The sequence below is a fragment of the Paenarthrobacter sp. CM16 genome (assembly GCF_013179505.1).
GTDB lineage: Bacteria > Actinomycetota > Actinomycetes > Actinomycetales > Micrococcaceae > Arthrobacter.
The window spans coordinates 1-2,766 of the sequence record NZ_JABMCX010000442.1 but is presented as its reverse complement, the minus strand read 5'-3'; the positions used below and the strand labels follow the sequence as shown (position 1 = coordinate 2,766).

The 2,766-nt window shown below is 65.2% G+C and carries 3 protein-coding genes and 1 pseudogene; all 4 read right to left on the bottom strand.

Translation table 11 applies throughout. The features are described 5' to 3' along the window. Nucleotides 1–471: hypothetical protein (locus HP499_RS23165; RefSeq protein ID WP_172326410.1), on the bottom strand; the 471-nt coding region annotated here is incomplete at its 3' end. Beyond that, nucleotides 468–1,490 carry a VWA domain-containing protein gene (locus HP499_RS23160; RefSeq protein ID WP_172326409.1) on the bottom strand — a complete coding sequence of 341 codons (1,023 nt, stop codon included), beginning with the start codon at nt 1,488–1,490 and terminating at the stop codon, nt 468–470. The genes HP499_RS23165 and HP499_RS23160, both read right to left, overlap by 4 nt. Next, complete coding sequence (locus HP499_RS23155; protein ID WP_172326408.1) at nt 1,487–2,467, bottom strand: VWA domain-containing protein; 981 nt, start codon at nt 2,465–2,467, stop codon at nt 1,487–1,489. Before HP499_RS23155 ends, HP499_RS23160 begins: the two co-directional genes overlap by 4 nt. Beyond that, a pseudogene (locus tag HP499_RS23150) lies at nt 2,458–2,766 on the bottom strand (hypothetical protein); the annotation flags it as partial. The pseudogene HP499_RS23150 and the gene HP499_RS23155, both read right to left, overlap by 10 nt.

Here is a 2,766-nt window from a genome sequence, read left to right as displayed (position 1 = left end):
GGCACCCTCACCGGCGGCATTGGCGGGACCAACAGCGCGGCACTGTGGCGGTGACGCCTCCGCGGCAGCAAGCCCTTCGGCAAACAGGCGGGCCGCAGCATCGCCCTCGCCGGCGGCGTCTCCCAATTTCTCGATGCTGAGCACCAGGTTGACCCGGACCTTGCATTCGTCATCGCCCGGCCCCGCGCGCAACGCAGCCTCAAAATCAGCCCGGGCAGCGGCAAAGTCACCGGCCAACACCTGGGCGCCCCCTGAAGCGAACAAGGCCTTATGCGGCTCCACAATGTTTGCAAGGCCAAGCCACGTTGCCGCTCTTTCTACATCACTGCCCTGACCGGCGGCATACGACTCCGCCGCTGCACCGCCAAGGAAGCCGACGCTCAACAGCTTCGCGGACACTGCGAGCGCCAAAAGGGCCGGTGGTGCGGACCATAGCGCAAGCCGGCGCCGTCGTCGTAGGTTCTGGTTCACGGGCTGCGTTCCTTCGATGTAGGCCGGAGGTTCAGGAGCGCGGCGAGGTGGCGCAGGGGCTCGTGCAGTGCCAGCAGGAAGGCGGCCAGGGCGAGCAGCCAGTAGAGCTCAATGCGTCCGGGCGTGTCTGCATCGCTGATGGTGAGGGCACCTGGCTTGGCTTTGCTGAACATCGCTGTTGGAGGCTCTGTGCCTGTTCGGTGTACGTACGGGACGTTGAGCTGGCTGGCGATGGCGCGGAGCTGCTCTTCGTCGATGCGCGAAACGGCGTCTTGTGCGGTGTCGTGGCTTCGGTCCTTGAGGTAGCCGGCGTCAGGTTCCGGGCTTTCCTTCATCCGCCCGCCTTGGCTGGTGCCGTAGCCGAGGACTGCTCCCCCGGCGACGTTTTCGGCGTTCATGGTTGCCGGGCGTTCGGCGCTGGTGTTTTCGCCGTCGCCGGCGTAGAAGACCAGCGCGGGTCGCCCCGGATGTTGCTCCTTGGCTGCAGCGAGCCTGTCTTCGAGCAGCTGTGCTGCACCGGTGACGCTGCTGCCTTTGGCGTAGCGGGAGATTTGGGGTTGGAGCGTGGTCATGGCCGTCTGCAGGGCTGTGGTGTCACGGGTGAGGGGCATGCGGACGGTGGCCTTGTTGTCGAAGGTGATGAGTGAGAATTTGGCACCGGCGAGCTCCTTGGCTATCGCCATGACGTCGCTTTGGGCGCCCGTCAGACGGGTGGCGGAACCGTTGTAATCTTCGGCGGCCATGCTGGTGCTGGTGTCCACCACAAAGAACACGTCCATCTCCGCGGCGGCGGTGTTGGCCTGCCCACCGGGCCAGCCCGGCCGGAGCATGGCAAGGAGCAGAAGCACGACGGCGGCGGACCGCATCACTGCGGGCCGCAGGTTCGGCCGTGGTTGGTTGCGCGCCGGAGGCCCTGGTGTCCACAGTTTCCAAGGTTCCCACTGCAGCGCGGTGAGTATCACCACGACTGCGAGCGCCAGCACCAGCAGGGGCCACGGAAGGATGGGGGCGAAGGTCATGGTTCCAGCCGCCAACCGAGCACCAGCATGCCCGTTCCGGCAACCAGGGCGATCCCAAGCGGCCAGGCGGGAGCATCTGTTACCACCGCCCGGGGTGCTGCCCGGTAGCTTGTTGCCTCTGATTCCTGCACTTTCCCCACAATGCCTTGCACAGCCTCAGAGCTGTCCACAGTGAAGTACGCACCCCCTGTACGCTCAGCGGCAGCCCTGAGTTGGGAGCCCGGCTCGCCGGGTTGGTTGCCGTAGTCCATGTCGCTGGGGTTCAGTGCGTAGACCTTCACGTTTTTTGCGGCGGCCAATGTTGCTGCTTCTTCCAGGCTGAAGATCGGTTCCCCGGAGAGGAAGTTGTCAGTGGCCAGCACCACTGAGCGTGAGCGCTGGGGCCCTGAAGCTGCCGTGTCATCGGGGAAGCTCTGCACGCAGGATGCCAGGCCGTCCCCGATCAGCGAGGAACCCGCACCGTTCCACGTGCCGTCGAAGAAGGATCCTGCCCCGCTGTCCAGGGCTTCCCTGGCTTCGGCCAACTGTTCGGCGGCGTAGTCGTAATCATCCGTGAGCGGAAAGAGCTGCACGCTGCTGCTGTCGAAGATGACCATGCCGATTCTTTCGCCGTCGAATTCCTTGGCGAGGTCTTCGAATACCGCGGCGATGGCGGCGTCGGTGCTGGTCATGGATCCAGAGACGTCCAGGCAAAGCACAATGTCCCTGTTCCGGATTTCCGGCTCCTCCGTGGTGCGCATGACGGGCCTTGCGGCGGCGGTGGCTGTGGCGGCGAGGAAAACAGCGCCTAGGACCACAGCACAGGCCAGCCGCAGCTTGTGCCTGCGGAGTGCGTGCTGATATTCCGGAAGGTCCGTCAGGCGGGCACCGTGTGCAATGGGCCGGGTGCTGGGAGAACGACGACGACGGTACAGCCAGGCGCTGAAAGCCACCGCTGCGGCGGCAAGGGGAAGCATCCACCAGTAGCTCAGTTCCACCCGATCACCACCTGCCTTGCAGCCTCCGCCGAGTGCTGCACGGGGTGGACGGGCACCCTGGCGAATTCGTTGGGGTATATACCTGCGATTCCTTCCGCGAGACCAGCAAGTCCTTGTTCGCGGAGCTCCTCCAGCGTCATGGACGTGACCGGCAGCCCGGTGGCTGACCCGGCAAACTCCCGCACGAGGAAGCTGAGTCTTTGGTGGGCGTCGCGCACTGGTATGCGTCCGGCGTCGGCGTCCTCTGCTGTTGCATTGATCGCCGTGAGGCACGCCGAGCGCAATGCATCCAGGTCCGG

Excerpts from the sequence above, each read along its gene's own strand:
- HP499_RS23160 (WP_172326409.1), bottom strand. The coding sequence starts at position 1,490 with ATGACCTTCGCCCCCATCCTTCCGTGGCCCCTGCTGGTGCTGGCGCTC.